The sequence below is a fragment of the Synechococcus sp. MW101C3 genome, assembly GCF_002252635.1.
Lineage (GTDB): Bacteria > Cyanobacteriota > Cyanobacteriia > PCC-6307 > Cyanobiaceae > MW101C3.
Map to the genome: position 1 here is coordinate 1 of NZ_NQKX01000013.1, position 13,837 is coordinate 13,837.

Annotated in this window: 12 protein-coding genes; 5 read left to right on the top strand and 7 right to left on the bottom strand. The window is 66.0% G+C overall.

The genetic code is table 11. The annotated features are described in order from the left end of the window. The 5 genes from CJZ80_RS14295 to CJZ80_RS14315 all read right to left on the bottom strand — a co-directional run. On the bottom strand, nt 1-762 hold a 762-nt coding region (locus CJZ80_RS14295), incomplete at its 3' end, for an inositol monophosphatase family protein (protein WP_094514740.1). Continuing rightward, complete coding sequence (locus CJZ80_RS14300; RefSeq protein ID WP_094514743.1) at nt 759-2,159, bottom strand: BCD family MFS transporter; 1,401 nt, start codon at nt 2,157-2,159, stop codon at nt 759-761. The genes CJZ80_RS14300 and CJZ80_RS14295, both read right to left, overlap by 4 nt. A 67-nt stretch (nt 2,160-2,226) precedes the next feature. Further along, nucleotides 2,227-3,981, bottom strand: coding sequence for a TolC family protein (locus tag CJZ80_RS14305; protein ID WP_094514747.1), 1,755 nt, complete (start codon nt 3,979-3,981; stop codon nt 2,227-2,229). Nucleotides 3,982-4,049: 68 nt separating this feature from the next. Beyond that, nucleotides 4,050-5,438 (bottom strand): TIGR03279 family radical SAM protein, encoded by a 1,389-nt coding sequence (locus CJZ80_RS14310; protein WP_094514857.1) that lies wholly within the window; start codon nt 5,436-5,438, stop codon nt 4,050-4,052. A gap of 120 nt (nt 5,439-5,558) precedes the next feature. Beyond that, on the bottom strand, nt 5,559-6,434 hold the full coding sequence (locus tag CJZ80_RS14315) for an undecaprenyl-diphosphate phosphatase (RefSeq protein WP_094514749.1): 876 nt from the start codon (nt 6,432-6,434) through the stop codon (nt 5,559-5,561). A 255-nt stretch (nt 6,435-6,689) separates the two neighbouring features. Between CJZ80_RS14315 and CJZ80_RS14320 the strand changes: the two genes are divergently transcribed. The 3 genes from CJZ80_RS14320 (at nt 6,690) to nadB (ending at nt 9,714) form a co-directional block, all read left to right on the top strand. Next, entirely contained in the window at nt 6,690-7,310 is a 621-nt protein-coding gene (locus CJZ80_RS14320; RefSeq protein ID WP_094514753.1) for a DUF3120 domain-containing protein, read from the top strand. Between the two features lie 198 nt (nt 7,311-7,508). Then, nucleotides 7,509-7,886, top strand: a complete 378-nt coding sequence (gene psbU / locus CJZ80_RS14325; protein ID WP_094514757.1) for a photosystem II complex extrinsic protein PsbU — start codon at nt 7,509-7,511, stop codon at nt 7,884-7,886. A gap of 157 nt (nt 7,887-8,043) precedes the next feature. After that, nucleotides 8,044-9,714 carry an L-aspartate oxidase gene (nadB, locus tag CJZ80_RS14330; RefSeq protein ID WP_233133145.1) on the top strand — a complete coding sequence of 557 codons (1,671 nt, stop codon included), beginning with the start codon at nt 8,044-8,046 and terminating at the stop codon, nt 9,712-9,714. A 110-nt stretch (nt 9,715-9,824) separates the two neighbouring features. Here the strand turns inward: nadB and CJZ80_RS14335 are convergent, their stop codons facing one another. Beyond that, nucleotides 9,825-10,751: a vitamin K epoxide reductase family protein gene (locus CJZ80_RS14335; protein ID WP_233133138.1), complete on the bottom strand. Its 927-nt coding sequence runs from the start codon at nt 10,749-10,751 to the stop codon at nt 9,825-9,827. Nucleotides 10,752-10,919: 168 nt separating this feature from the next. On the opposite strand from CJZ80_RS14335, the gene rimO reads away from it, so the two are divergent. Both rimO and CJZ80_RS14345 read left to right on the top strand, forming a co-directional pair. Beyond that, nucleotides 10,920-12,395, top strand: coding sequence for a 30S ribosomal protein S12 methylthiotransferase RimO (gene rimO / locus CJZ80_RS14340; RefSeq protein WP_094514760.1), 1,476 nt, complete (start codon nt 10,920-10,922; stop codon nt 12,393-12,395). Beyond that, the gene (locus CJZ80_RS14345; RefSeq protein WP_094514764.1) at nt 12,392-13,609 is read left to right on the top strand and encodes an MFS transporter; all 1,218 of its coding nucleotides are present in this window, start codon (nt 12,392-12,394) and stop codon (nt 13,607-13,609) included. Before rimO ends, CJZ80_RS14345 begins: the two co-directional genes overlap by 4 nt. Before the next feature lie 52 nt (nt 13,610-13,661). Here the strand turns inward: CJZ80_RS14345 and CJZ80_RS14350 are convergent, their stop codons facing one another. After that, nucleotides 13,662-13,778: a cytochrome B6 gene (locus CJZ80_RS14350; protein WP_233133140.1), complete on the bottom strand. Its 117-nt coding sequence runs from the start codon at nt 13,776-13,778 to the stop codon at nt 13,662-13,664. Nucleotides 13,779-13,837: the final 59 nt, after the last annotated feature.

Sequence of the window (13,837 nt, forward strand, 5' to 3'; positions counted from 1 at the left end):
CAGCTGCTCGCTATTGCTCGCCGCAAGCACGGGAAAGTCTGTGCTCGCAAGGCTTTCGCCCGCTACTAGTGGGGTGGGACTGCGTTGCAGCCACTGCAGAGAGCAGCCCAGCTCTGTAAGCACAAGCCAGGCCGCGGCCAGATCCCAGATCTTGGGCGTGGCCTCCAGAGCTGAGACGGTCTGGCCCATTGCCACGCTGACGAGGTTCAAGCTGGCCACACCGAGCAGGCGGATCTTGCCGGGAAACCTGCGGTCGGGGAGCTTCTGCAGCACGCCGATCGACCGGCTGCAAAGGGACGCACAACCGGTCTGCAGCTGCTGGGTGGACGGCGGCAAGAGACGTTTGCCGTTACGCCACGCTCCCTGGCCCCGCACCGCCACGATGCGTTGTCGCAGCGGAGGGACATCAAGCAGGGCCAACACGGGAACCCCTGCCTCGAAGCGGGCCATCGAAATGGCCCAGTAAGGGATGCCCGCCGCGAAGTTGGTGGTGCCATCAAGGGGATCCACCACCCAGAACGCCTCTGTGGCAGGGACAAGATGCCTCCCCTCCTCGCTCAGCACCCCTTCGCCGGGATAGAGCTCAGCCAGGCCCTGCACCAGGGTCTCGTCACTCCAGCGATCGCAGGCAGTGATCAAGCTGCCATCGGCCTTGGCTTCGAATGCCATATGGCCAAAATCGTTGCGTTGCCGCTCTGCCACCGCATCAAGCAGGGAGTTGAGCCGCAGCGCATCCGCCGGCAACGCGTGGGCAAAGGTCATCCGAGCTCCATGGCAAGCACCTGGGTGAGGCTGCGGCTGGTGTCCTCGCGGAACCGGTGCAGATTGACGCGGCTGAGCATCAGCAAGGCAGCCAGTGCGACCAGTGCCTCGATGCCCAGCACAAGAGCGAAGGGGGGGAAGGGTCCCTGCAAAGGGAAGAGTGCTCGACCAAGGTCGAGCAGGCCACCACCGAGCAACTTGGCGATGGCCCGGGACAATGCCTGGGCCAGGCCCCACACCCCGACAAAAGTGCCGGCCGCCTCGGGCAGGGTGAGATCAAGCATCAGGCAGAGCGCACTGTTGGTTCCGATGCCGGAAGCCAGGCCGAACAGGATCATCAGCCCTTGCAGAACTGCCACACGGGCGGTGAAGCCGGCCAGCAGCAGCAGCAATAAGGAGATCAGGATCAGTCGACAGCCAAGGCGGGCCGCCGCGAATTTGCCTAGACGCGGCACGATCCACAAACCGGCCAGGATCAGACCCACCAATGTGCCGGACCCCCAGAGCGCATTGAGTGACGCGGTGGCGGCGATGGGCATGCCGAACACATCAGCTCCATAGCTCTCCAGGATCGGGTCCTGGAGGAACAGGGCCAGGGTGAAAAGAATCAGGAAGGTGAAGAAGATCGCCACCTGCGCGCTTGATCGGATCAGACGCCAGGCCCGCGACAGGGTGATGGCGTCGTCGCGATCGGCGGCGCTGCTGAGCGATTCACCAGCCCGGGCGGGCTCGATCCCCCAGGTGGCCACGAGCGTGAGCAGGAACACCAGCCCGGCCGATCGCAGCATGAATGGCCCGAGAACCGTTTCAAGGGTGGTCCGATCTGTGATGCCATCGAGGCCGCGGAGGCTCAACGAAATGGCAATGGCACCGATCACAATGCCGATGGTGAGCATGCACCAGATGATGCTCACGGCCCGGGGGCGTTCCTGCTCCTGGGTGCGGTCGATCACCAGGGCGAGATACGGGGTGGTGGCCATCGACACCGCCAGCCCATAGAAGGCAAACAGCCCGCACAACAGCACCACCCCCAGCAGAACCGCCTGGCCGTCAGCGCTGTCCATGGCCTCCGCCAGGCGGAAGATCAAGGGAACCACCAACACCGCCAGAGCGCAGAAACAAGCGCTGCCCGCCCAGATGTAAGGCGTGCGATGCCGGCCAGCGATGGCGTGGCGATCGGAAATCTGGCCGAAAAGGATGCGCGACGGGGCAACGAACTGCTCGAAAGCCAGTGCTCCGCCCACCAACAAACCGGGGAAGCCCAGTTCGCTGAGCATGATCCGGTTCAGCAGACCGGCAAACACAACCGCGAGAAAACCGAGCGATCCCTGGAACAGACCCAACCGAATGGTGGTGACGAACGAAAGGCCTGGCCGCGCCGTCGCTGCTTGGGTCATCCGGGTGGTCGGCGACGACACCGTGACCCTATCAACGGAACCAAGTCAGCCAAAAGGGATGTGGCGATCAGGGGGAAAGCGGTGCTGCGCCACCGGGTCCTCGGACTTCCGCCTGACAGGCAGGTTGGAGCGGCTGGGGATCGATTGGAATCTGGGTGGCGGGATCGACGGCCGGCTTGACCGCTTTTAATGCCGGAGGCTTGCAGAAGGCCACCTGATCAAGGCCCGTACGACGGCGCAGTTCCGCCAAGCGCTTGTTGTAGTCGGTGACGGCGGTGGCGTACCTCACCTCCGCCTGGGTGAGGTCGCGCTGGCTGTCAACCACTTCCCGCTGGGTGGTGACGCCGGCTTGAAACCGCAGCCTGGCCAACCGCAGCGCTTCACGGGAAGAGATCACCTCCCGGGACGTGGTGGTGATGTCGCGGTTGTTCTGCAGCAGCTGATAGAAACTGGTTTCCACCTCAAAGCGGATGGCATCCCTCCGGCTGGCGAAATTGAAGCGGTTCTGCTCTGCGGCCTGCTTCTGCTGACGGAACTCGGCGGCAGCGCGTCCGCCATCGAAGAGCGTCCAGCGAAGATTCAGACCAATGGCGTTGTCAATGGAGTAGGAAAAATTGTCGAAGTTGATCGACTGACCCTCCGGGACGTTGGTCTGACCATTGCTGCGATCCCAGCCAAAGTTATTGACGATGCTTAAGAATGGCTGCGTTGCGCCGAGGGAAGCGTTGGCATTGCTGTTCGCAATCGAGATGTCGAGCAACACTTGATCGAGCTCCTCGCGGAACGCAAAAGCCGCCACGATGCTCTCCTGCAACGAGGGAATCCAGGTGGCAAGAACCCGCGCAGGCTCCTTGGCCGTCGGGGTGATGTCTTGAGGGAGGTCGAGCAGAGCGGCCAGGCTGCGGCGGGCAATCGACTGGGAGGACAACTGGTTGGTGAGTAGCTGCTGGTCGCGGGCAAGCTGGGTTTCAGCCTGAAGCACATCCAGCTTGGTAGAGACACCCGCTTGGAACCGTGCACGAGCATCCTTAAGGCTGACGAGGGAGGCCCGCACAGACTCCTGACCGATCCTCACACCCTCGTCGCTGAGCTGAAGGTCGAAATAAGCCTGGGCAGCCTGCAAACGAAGATCTCGTAGGGCAATCAGGTATTGGTTCTGCGCTTTCTCGAAGGAATCGCGTGCTGCGGAAATCTGGGGAACCCGCTGCGGATTGATCAGATCCCAATTGATGCCGATATTCATCGAGGCACCGATCCGGGCACCAATGGTGGCACCGGTAGGAGCAAACAGTCCGGTGGCGGAGTTCTGGAAGCTGTAGTTATTACGGAGTGACGGGAAGTTGTTCTGGGTGGTGAGGTTGATTGTGGGATACCAGGCCGATATCTGAGCCCTGAGATTGGACTGCGCCTGCTCAACCTGTGACGCCACTGCCTTGAGGTTGGGGTTGTTCACCTCTGCCAGGGTTTCCACCTCCTGCAGGCCCAATGGACGGAGCTGCTGGATTCTCACTTGGGAAGGAAGATCCGGGAGTGCAAGCGGCGGGGGGGCAACCAACGGTTGCAGCGCTTCGGGCAACTGGCGAGCAGCCGGTGCAAGCACCGAGGGATCGGACAGCGGGCGCTCCCCCTTCAGCTCGGTAGCCGTGGGCAGGGCGCCAGAGCCGGCAGTGGAAGGCTGGGCAGGAGACGGAGCAGTGCCCGCAGCCTTGGAGCTTGGCTCAGCGGTGGTGGTGGGTTGCTGAGCAGTGGTGTCTGGGCCAGAAGGAAGGACTGAGGTGCTCTGTGCGAGCGATGGACGGGCGCCCAGCGGAAGGAACACCATCCCTGCCAGAGCACACGAAGCAAGGAGGGAGGGGCGCACGCGTCGTGAGACCTGATAACCAGCTGAGTTTAAGGAGGATGGGCAAGAGCGCCGACGCAGGCAGACACGAAATCATCTGCCCCATCCACGACCCGGATCGGCACCCCCAGACGGTCTTTGATCGCAAAAAGGGGGAGGTCGTCGAGGAACACCGGCTCTCCCTGCCGCAGCATCACCCCGGGTAGCAGAAGCATGTCGCCGAGATCCGCCCCGGCCAGCCCCGCCAACACATCTGAACCCGTTAAGAGGCCAGTGACCACCAGATCCTGCCCCCAGTAGGGGCTGGGCAAGCCGAACAACTGCAACGTCAACCCCTGCACTGCGTTGAGCCGCTCCACCACAGGCGAGAGCGCACCGGCCACAAGTCCACCCACCACCCAACTGACACGCCGTGGAACGGCGAGGCGCTTCGGCAGGGAGGTGGTGGCCCGATCCAGCGCTTCGAGGAAGGCGCGAATGCTGCCGACGCCATTTTCCTGCTGCGGCAGATCCTCGTAGTTGAGGCGCTCCGGCAGCGGCTGACCGGCCATCAGGTACCACTCATCGGACAGCCAGGCGAAACGAGTGTCGAGCTGCTGCTGGAAACCCTGCTGCAGCCGCTCCACCAGGGCGATCACCCTCCCGGCACAGGCAGGATCAACAGGCCTGAGGCCATCACCACTGGGGCGGAAGCGGGTGAGGCCAACGGGCACGACTGCGGCAGAGAGCACGGCAGGCCAGGACCCCGACGCAAACCCCGCCAGATCCTTGAGGGTGCGCTCGAGTGCAGGGCCATCGTTCAGGCCAGGGCAGACGACCACCTGGGCATGGATCTGCAGGCGACGTTCGGCGAACCAGACGAGCTGTTCCAGCAGCAAGCCCGCACGTGGATTCACCAACAGGCGGCTGCGCAGAGCCGGATCGGTGGCGTGGACGGAGACGAACAACGGCGACAGCCGCTGCTGTTCGATCCGCTCCCAATCGGCGGCAGTGAGGTTGGTGAGGGTGAGGTAAGAGCCGTAGAGAAAGCTGAGGCGGTAATCGTCGTCCTTGAGGTAGAGGCTGCCGCGACGCCCCGGCGGCTGCTGGTCGATGAAGCAGAAGGGGCAGTGGTTGTTGCACTGCCGCAGGCCATCAAACAGCGCCTCGGTGAAGCCGAGCCCAAGCCCCTCATCAGCCTCCTTCTCCAGCTCCACCCGATGACGCTCGCCGCCAGGATCCTCCACTTCAAGCACCAGCTCCTCTTCGCCCACCAGTACCTGCAGATCGATCAGGTCGCGTGGACGCACTCCATTGATGCTCAGCAGCCGATCACCGGGTTGGAAGCCCAGGTCTTCGCCGATCGAACCGGGCTCCACAGTGGCCACAACGGCGGGCTGGGGCTGACGGCCCGGGGTGGCATCGGCCAACGCCAGGCCGGCGGATGGTTCGTTCCACATCGGGCGGTGGGCATCAGGCTCCAGTGTGGAACCCAGCAGGCGGGGCTGGTGGGCCAGGTCGCAAGGGCTCTGCTGGGCACGCGGGGTTGCTCTGTGCAGCAACGCTCCTGCCGGCTGCCGTCAATTGAGCAAGGCCGGGGCCGCCTGACGAGCCCAGACCAGCAATGCGACGCCGAAAACAAGCCGGTAGGCCACGAACACCCAGGTGCTGTGGGCCTGAAGGAAACGGAGCAACCAGGCGATCGCCAGCCAGGACACCACCGCCGCAGAGAGGATTCCGACCAGCAAAGGCAGCGGGCCCAGCGAGGCGCTGGCGGCAAACGCCGACTTCAGCTCCACCAGCCCGGCCAGGGTGATCGCCGGTATGCCGAGTAAAAACGAGAAGCGCGCGGCGGCAGGGCGCTGCCAGCCATCGAACAGCGAGGCCGTGAGGGTGCTGCCGGATCGGGACACGCCGGGGATGATGGCGAGCATCTGGGCAAGCCCGACCACCAGGCCATCAATGGGACGCACCTGGGGCAGTTCCTTGCGGCGACGGCCGACCACTTCGGCACAGGCCAGCAACAGCGCCATCACGATCGAGACGATCGCAATCGAGGGGATGCTGCGCAGCACGGAGGTTTCGTAGCCGCTCCAGAAGCGCTTGATGGCGCTGCCGGCGGCCACGATCGGCAAGGTTCCAACGGCCATGGCCAGTCCAAGTCGGGCGGACGGATCACGCCATTGCCCATGGCGGAAGGCCCGGGACATCCCCACCCCCACATCCAGCAGATCGCGGCGAAAGTAGAGCACCACGGCGGTAATGCTGCCGAGCTGGATCACGGCCGTGACGGCGACGCCGGGATCACCCCAACCCAGCAGCACGGGCACGACCTTGAGGTGGGCGGTGCTGCTGATCGGCAGGAATTCGGTCAGTCCCTGGACCACACCCAGCACAAGGGCCTGCCAGCAGGCCTCCAGCAGTCCCGGTGCCTGGGACGGAAGGACAGGAGGCATGGGGACGGTCGTCAGGACATGACGTGACCTTATGGCGGGCGGCTCCCGCCAGCCACCCAGCAATCCCCTAAGGTTGGCAACCTTTCTTCATACGTACAGGTGCCCGGGGTTTCGCTCTACCTTGCCCGCGTCTCAACCCTGGAGCGATCCCCCGAGGTGGTTCTGGCTCTACCACGGTCATCGAGGGGCACCTGGCCAGCGAAGCACTCCCCTGCCACGCGCGAGCTGCGCTGGCTTCTGCCGGTCGCCGTGGGGATGCTCGTGGCCCTGCCGGTGTTTCTGCAGGCGCCATGGGTGCGGTTGCATCCCACCAGCGCCACCGCCTTCACAACCGTGCTGCTGAGCGCCGGGCTGTTGCTCGGCTGGCGCGGCCAGGGCCATTGGCGCGAACTGGGCGGCGTGCTGGTGGGCTTCAGCGGCAGCTGGCTGGCTGGTTGTCTGTTCTGGGGGTGGTTCCGTCTGCACCCGGCCTGGCATCTGCCGGTCGAAGCCTTCGCTGTGCCAATCGCCTGGGCCGGACTCTCGACCCGCTGGCGCAGCGCCGGGGCTTTCTACCTCGCCTCCCTGCTGGGAACGGCCTGCACGGATGGCGCCATGCTGCTCACAGGCGTGATGCCCCTCTGGCCCCAGGTGCTTCAGGCACCAGCCGAGCAGGCACCCGAGCTGCTGCGCAAAGCCGCGGAGCTCGTGTTGCAGCCGCTGGCGCTGATCGAAATCGCCACGATCGCCACCGGGCTGATCCTGCTTGGGCGGCGCTGGTGGCCGCAGGGAGCCAGTGGTCGGGTGGCGGCAGCCGCCTTGATCACCACCCTCGCGGTTGATGGGATTTTCCTGGGTGCAGCGCTGTTGAGCCCGCACCTGAGCGGACTGATCTGATCCCATCTGCTGAGCGGCTCCGGCTGGGCCTTTCAAGCAGGGCCAAGGCCAGGGAGGTCTGATCTGGAGCGAAGCCTCCCGCCCGTTCATGGGCCGATTGAAGAACTGCAAAAGCCAGGCGGCTGCGGTGCAGGGATCGCAGTGGGCCGCTGTAGCGTTGCCGCGGTGCCGACCGGCTGCCTCAACAGGAGATTTTCGATGAAACGGGTGGTTGCCTGGCTGATGAGTGGTGTGCTTCTTGCGGGCCTGCTGATGGCCATGGCTCTGCCCCCTGCGGCCTTCGCTGATGCCCCGCGCAACGTGGCGGACGACAAGATCGCCGCTGCCGTCGGGAAGGTGGACCTCAACAACTCTCCGGTCCGTAGCTTCCAGCAATTCCCTGGGATGTACCCCACGCTGGCCGGCAAGATCGTGCTGGGCGGCCCTTACGAATCCATTGACGACGTGCTCAGCCTTGACCTCACGGAGCGCCAGAAGGAGCTGTTTGAGAAGTACCGCGATAACTTCACGATCACTCCTCCTTCCATTGCCCTCAACGAAGGCTTTGACCGCATCAACAATGGTGTCTACCGCTGATCCAGCTCTCTTCTGATTCCCATCTGGCCGCCGGGGTTCATCCGGCGGCTTTTTTGTCGTTCCGTTGACTGCATCGACCCCCAGGCCGTCGTCTTCCCAGCCACCGCTGGCGACCACCTGGGATGTGGTGGTGGTCGGCGGGGGCGCTGCCGGCCTGATGGCCTGCCTGGAGCTGCCGAGTGAACTGAGGGTGCTGCTGCTCAGCAAAGAGCGGGGCCCGCGCTCGGCCAGCCGCTGGGCGCAGGGGGGTATCGCCGCCGTGACACGCCCCGAGGACAGCTTTGCCAGCCACCGGGAGGACACACTCAAGGCCGGTGCAGGGCTCTGTGATCCTGCGGCCGTGGAGTTGCTCGTTCATGAAGCCCCCCGCTGCGTGGAGCGCTTGCTCCAGCTGGGGATGGATTTTGATCGGGATGGCGCCAGCCTCAGCACAACACTTGAAGCAGCCCACAGCCATCGCCGCGTGCTGCACGCCCAGGACCGTACCGGCGGCGCCCTGGTGGATGCGTTGGAGCGGGCGGTTGAGCGGCGTGCCCTGCTGGTGCGTTGCCAGGGGGTGATGGCGCTGCAGCTCTGGGTCGAAGCCGGCCGTTGCCAGGGGCTGCAGGTGCTGGAGGGCGACCAGGTGCGCTGGCTGCGTGCAGGGGCCGTGGTGTTGGCCAGTGGCGGCGGCGGACATCTGTTCGAGAAAACCACCAATCCCAGCCAGGCCACCGGCGACGGCGTGGGCATGGCCTGGAGGGCGGGAGCCCAGGTGCGTGACCTGGAGTTCGTTCAGTTCCACCCCACGGCGCTGATGCTCCCCGGCGCTCCTCACTTCCTGATCTCTGAGGCCGTGCGGGGTGAAGGCGCCAAGCTGCTCGACAGGCAGGGCCGCAGCCCGGTGCGCGCCCTGGCGGGCGGGGATCTGGCGCCTCGCGACCAGGTCAGCCGGGCGCTGGTGCGCACGATGCACGAGCAAGGTGTGGACCACCTCTGGCTCGATCTGCGCCCCATCGGCGGCGCACGGATGGAGAAGCAGTTCCCCACGATCCTGGCCCGTTGCCGCCAACTGGGCCTTGAGCCGGCCGATGCACCGATCCCGATCGCTCCCGCGGCCCACTACTGGATGGGAGGCGTCAGCACTGACCTCAACGCCGCCACCAGCCTTCCTGGCCTGTATGCCGTGGGGGAAGTGGCCTGTACGGGAGTGCATGGGGCCAACCGACTCGCGAGCAACTCGCTGATGGAATGTCTGGTGTTCGCCCGCCAGTTGAGCCGGATCCAGCTGAACGACACCTTCACGGCACCGCGCCCTGCTACTGCACGAAGTGGAGCTCCGGGGGCGATGTTGTTCTCCAGCCCTGTGGGAAGCTTCGGGGGCAACGGGGCCGGGCCCACCGGCATGAGCCCCGGGCTCAGCCGCGGTGTGAGCGCTGAAACGATTGCCGCTCAGGTGGCGTCGCTGCGACGCCGCTGTTGGCGGGTGGCCGGCGTTGAGCGACGCGGCACGGCCCTGCGTCAGGGCCTGGCGGCGATCCAGGAGCAACGCAGCGCGATGGAGAGGCTGGCTCTGCTGGCCGAGGTGGCGCAGCTGGCGCCTTCAGATCAGCTGGAACTTCCCGCTGATCAGCTGGGGCTGATCCGACCGCTGCAGGATCTGCTGCGGCAGCTGGAACTGGGAGAGCTGTTGATGGAGGCCGCCCTCTTTCGCACCGAAAGCAGGGGGGGGCATTTCCGCACCGATTGCCCCGGCTCCCAACCCTTCTGGCAACGCCACACCGTGCAGCAGCAGGGGCAGACAATCAGCACGGCGCCACTGGAGAAGGCCTTGGCCCTTGGCTCCTAGCTGTTCAGCCCCCTGGCCTCAGCACCTCGAGCTTCAGGGACAGCAAGGGGAGCTTTGCTTTGGGGACAGCTCAGCAGTTGGTGGGCGGAGCCACCGCTCAGAAGTCAGGATCAAAAGTCAGTCGGTCCGGTGTAGCCAGAGGCATTGGCAAGGCCGGCGAGCGGCTTCACGCCGGATGTGATCTGGCCGCGGATCTCCCAGGAGGGGAAGCCCTGCACGTTCTTCTCCTTGCAGAGGGCGGTCTGGCTGTTGGCGCCATCGGGGGCGCACTCAATGATGGTGAGCGATTTGGTCGCCTCCTTGCCGAACAGCTCCTTCTGCTCGTGGCAGTGGGGGCACCAATAGGCCGAATACATCACCGCTCCCTCCGCCTTCAGGTGCTTGGCGAGGGCGATTGTGGCCGCCGTGCTGGGCCTGACCACTTCGGGGGGCATGCCCTGGGTGCTGAGGGCAGCCGGACGGTCGACGGAGGCGGCCCAGCCGAGGCCCGCCAGACCCACCACCAGCAGCACCAGCACACCGCGGAACACCAGCTGGCCAGGATCCTCCCAATCACCACCGATCAGGCTGAGCACCAAGGCTGAAACACTCAGCAGCGCGGAGAGCACGCAGAAGAAACAGAAGGCCTGGATCTTGAAGATCAGCAGGCCCATCAGCACGAGGCTGAACACCGACATGGCGCCGCTCAGCAGGAACAGGCCCCACCAGCTGCGGCTCTGCAGGTCGCTGCCACGCTCGCCGCGCACCACCAGCGGCACCACCGCCAGCAGCAGCAAGGCCGCGTAGGCCAGAAAACCGAACAGGGAGAGGGGTTGGCCGAACAGGCTGCCCCAGACGCTGCTGAGCACCTTGTCGCAGCCATCCCCACCCCCAGGACAGCTGAGGGGGCCGATCAGGCCCCAGCGCTTGAGGGTGATGGCACCGGTATCAATCACACCGACCGTGGCCAGCACGGCAATGGCCACCCGCGCCCAGCGGCTGCCGGCTTCACCGCGGCGACGGCTACTGAGTCGGCTGGTAAGACGGGAGGGGGTCAAAGGACTGACGCTCGCTGCAGCGATTGTGGCAGCTTCCGTTTCGGGGCGCCCACCCGCGGGCCGGAGGTCACCACCCGCCCATCTGGGCGCGGGGCGTGTGCCGGCGAACGGCTCGTCTCCCATAGGGTGTTCCATTGGCCCTTCGACGGCCCCGGTCTTCCCTCCCCCATGCGCCAAGCCGCCGTCAGGGCCGGCATCGATTCCTCGCTGGTCGGTTCCGCCCCTTCCCTCGCTCCGGATTCGCCGGCCGGCGCTCCTGTGGAGGCCAGCCGTCCGCCCACCGTGGCCTTCGCGCACCTCGGCTGCGAAAAGAACCGGGTGGACACCGAGCACATGCTCGGCCTGCTGGCAGAAGCCGGCTATGGCGTCAGCGCCGATGAGAGCGAGGCCTCGGTGGTGGTGGTGAACACCTGCAGCTTCATCCAGGACGCCCGCGAAGAATCAGTACGCACCCTGGTGGAGCTGGCCGAGCAGGGCAAGGAGCTGATCATCGCGGGCTGTCTGGCCCAGCACTTCCAGGAGGAACTGCTGGATGCCCTGCCGGAAGCCAGGGCAATCGTGGGCACCGGCGACTATCAGCACATCGTGGAGGTGCTGCGGCGAGTGGAGGCAGGCGAACGGGTGAACCGGGTAAGTGCCACCCCCACCTTTGTGGCCGATGAGCACCTACCCCGGTATCGCACCACCTCGGAGGCGGTGGCTTACCTGAAGGTGGCCGAAGGCTGCGACTACCGCTGCGCCTTCTGCATCATTCCCAAGCTGCGCGGCGATCAGCGCTCCCGCACGATCGAGTCGATCGTGGCGGAAGCGCAGCAACTGGCGGCTCAGGGGGTGAAGGAGCTGATCCTGATCAGCCAGATCACCACCAATTACGGCCTCGACCTCTACGGGCGTCCGCAGCTGGCGGAGCTGCTGCGCGCCCTCGGCGAGGTGGAGATTCCCTGGATCCGCGTGCACTACGCCTACCCCACGGGCCTGACGCCCCCGGTGCTCGCCGCCTACCGGGAAGTGGCCAACGTGCTGCCCTACCTGGATCTACCCCTGCAGCACAGCCATCCGGACGTGCTCCGAGCCATGAACCGCCCCTGGCAGGCCAACGTGAACGGCGACCTGCTGGATCGCATCCGCGAGCTGCTGCCCGAGGCGGTGCTGCGCACCACCTTCATCGTGGGCTTCCCAGGCGAAACCGAGGAGCACTTCGAGCACCTGCTCCACTTCGTGACCACGCAGCGCTTCGATCACGTGGGGGTGTTCACCTTTTCGCCCGAGGAGGGAACGGCGGCCGCCGATCTGCCCGATGCCGTGCCCGCCGCCGTGGCCCAGGAGCGCCGCAACCGGCTGATGGAAGCGCAGCAGCCGATCGCCGCCGAACGCAACGGCGCCTGGGTGGGGAGGATCGTCGATGTGCTGATCGAGCAGGAGAACCCTGCCACCGGCGAACTGATCGGCCGCTGCGCCCGCTTCGCGCCCGATGTGGATGGCGATGTGCGGGTGAAGCCGGGCGAGGGCGGCCTGACCGCCTCCCCGGGCCAGATGGTGCCGGTGCGGATCACCGCGGCCCATCCCTACGACCTGGAAGGGGAAGTGGTGGGCTCGGCGGCAATGGTGCTTCAGGCCCGAGCCTCGCGCGGAAGCAGCGATTGAAGGGCTGGATCCGGCGGCATCAACGCACCACCTTTCTGATCGCTTCAGGGGTGAGCACGGCCGGATCCTTCGCCGGCCTCACGGCCAAGGCCTGGATCCTGATGGACGGCACGCGCAACCCTCTGCTGCTGGCCATCAATTTCGCGGCGCTGGCCCTGCCCAGCCTGCTGGTGAGCGGCCCGGCCGGGGTGCTCACCGACCGCCTCGGCAGTGAGCGGATCCTGGTGCTGTCCCAGTGGGGGCTGGTGGGCGGCGCTGCCCTCGGGGCGATCACCATTCCCCTGCTGACCGGCACGGCCCAGGTGGCGCTGTTGATGCTGAGCACGCTCGTGGTGGGGCTCGCCAGCGCCTTTGAGCTCACGGCGCGCCAGAAGTACTGCGCCCTGCTGGTGGAGGAGCCACAGCAGCTGGCCCCTTATCTGACCAGTTTCGCGGTGGTGTTCAACGTGGGGAAGCTGGTGGGTCCTCCGGTGGGAGGGATGTTGCTCGCCCTGAGCGGCCCGGCGGTCACGCTCACGATTGATGCCGCGTCCTATCTGTTGCCGATCGCCACGGTGGTGTGGCTACTGGCGCCGCACCGGGAAGCGGAGCAGCGCAGTGGCGGTGGTTCGGCCTCCAGCCTGGGAACCGCCTGGCGGGAGTGCGGGTCGCCGCTGCGCCACGTGCTCGTGTTCACCGGCCTGGCATGCCTGGCGGTGTTCTTCCATCCGGGGCTGGCCCCGTTGATCGCCGCGGAGGTGCTCGGGCCCAGCCCGCAGGACCTCGGCCTGTTCACCAGCGTGCTGGCGGCCGGCAGCATCAGTGGAGGATTGCTGCTGCAGCGCCACAGCGCCTGGCTCAGCCGCCGCCCTTCCCTGCTGCTGGGTGGCGCCACACTGCTCACGGCCCTGGGCCAATTGCTGATGGCCGCGCCGTTGGGCAGCGGCTTCCACCTGCTCACCACCTTCCTGATCGGTGCCGGTACCGCCTGCCTGCTGGCAGGGAGCAGCCTGATCACGCAGGTGGCTGCCCCGGTGGTGCTGCGCGGCCGCATGGCCGGGCTGGCTCAGATCGCCTTTCTTGGGGGTGGGGGCCTGAGCGGCCTGTTGGCCGCGGCCCTCAGCCTGCGGGTGGGACTGCCCGCCACATTCGCCCTGATGGGGTCGGTGGGACTCACACTTGCCGTGCTGGAACTGGCCCGAGGTCGGGGACGGCTGCTGCTCCTGGAGGCCTGAGGGGCCTCAGAGCCGCTGACTGCCTTGAGCTGCTGAAGGCTGGGGTGTCGCCTCAGATCAGCTTGATGCCGCGCAGCACGGTGGTAAGCGCGAAGGCGGTGACCAGACCACCAGCCACGAGACCCAGATACAGCGCAATGCCCATGGCGATGGATGCGAAATCGTCCACCCATTAGAGCAGAACAAGCCTTCTTCCTTGAGGAGCCCCTAGGGTGGCTGCTACTCACG

Bases quoted from the DNA above. Each gene is read 5' to 3' on its own strand.
- CJZ80_RS14300 (WP_094514743.1), bottom strand. From the start codon at position 2,159: ATGACCCAAGCAGCGACGGCGCGGCCAGGCCTTTCGTTCGTCACCACC.
- CJZ80_RS14305 (WP_094514747.1), bottom strand. From the start codon at position 3,981: ATGGTGTTCCTTCCGCTGGGCGCCCGTCCATCGCTCGCACAGAGCACC.
- CJZ80_RS14310 (WP_094514857.1), bottom strand. From the start codon at position 5,438: ATGTGGAACGAACCATCCGCCGGCCTGGCGTTGGCCGATGCCACCCCG.
- CJZ80_RS14315 (WP_094514749.1), bottom strand. From the start codon at position 6,434: ATGCCTCCTGTCCTTCCGTCCCAGGCACCGGGACTGCTGGAGGCCTGC.
- CJZ80_RS14320 (WP_094514753.1), top strand. From the start codon at position 6,690: ATGCTCGTGGCCCTGCCGGTGTTTCTGCAGGCGCCATGGGTGCGGTTG.
- psbU (WP_094514757.1), top strand. From the start codon at position 7,509: ATGAAACGGGTGGTTGCCTGGCTGATGAGTGGTGTGCTTCTTGCGGGC.
- nadB (WP_233133145.1), top strand. From the start codon at position 8,044: ATGGCCTGCCTGGAGCTGCCGAGTGAACTGAGGGTGCTGCTGCTCAGC.
- rimO (WP_094514760.1), top strand. From the start codon at position 10,920: ATGCGCCAAGCCGCCGTCAGGGCCGGCATCGATTCCTCGCTGGTCGGT.